Origin of the sequence: Sphingomonas oligophenolica (genome assembly GCF_039522915.1) — a bacterium.
In the GTDB taxonomy this organism is placed as follows: Bacteria; Pseudomonadota; Alphaproteobacteria; order Sphingomonadales; family Sphingomonadaceae; genus Sphingomonas; species Sphingomonas oligophenolica.
In genome coordinates, this window is record NZ_BAAAEH010000073.1 from 1 (window position 1) to 584 (window position 584).

Annotated in this window: 1 protein-coding gene; it reads right to left on the reverse strand. The window is 62.8% G+C overall.

Annotated elements, in window-relative coordinates; translation table 11 throughout:
- A partial coding sequence (locus ABD050_RS28935; protein WP_343893056.1) for an IS66 family transposase occupies window positions 1-584 on the reverse strand: 584 nt, incomplete at both ends.

Consider the following 584-nt stretch of genomic DNA (forward strand, 5'->3'; position numbering starts at 1 on the left):
GGCGTTGGCGCCTGTGATGGCGAAGCGATCACCGAGGAAGCGGTAATAGGAGACGCCGAGCTTGGCGCATGTCTTCATGAGGCCGAGCATGGTGTCGCGTGCGATTTTACCTTGTTCGCTTACGGTGCCGCCGGAGATTTTGCGTTTGGTGACGACGGTTCGGATATCGTTTTCCGATCCGTTGGTATGGAGCGGGATTTCGGGCCGGTCGAGCACGCGCAGCAGGGCCTCCTTGTTGCGGTGGAGATGGGCGAGTTGCCGGTCGAGCATGATGTAGCCGGTTTTGCGGGTGAAGATCCGGTCGAAGCGGGCGCGCATCATCCTGGCGTGTTTGGGGTCGGGATTGCGCTTATAGGCCTTGAGATCGGCATAGAACCACCAGATCAGGGCGCGCTGGATCTCGACCGCCCTGCGATCGGCCGGGTTGGACGGCTGCAGCTTGTAGACCAGCCGCTCGGCATGCACCCAGCACAGCGCATGATCGCCGACCCCGAACTGGCGTGCGCCATCGGAGACGATCACAGTGCCCTCGAGCAGGCCCTGCTCGCACAATGCTCCCCAGAGCGCGCCTTCGGTGGCGACCT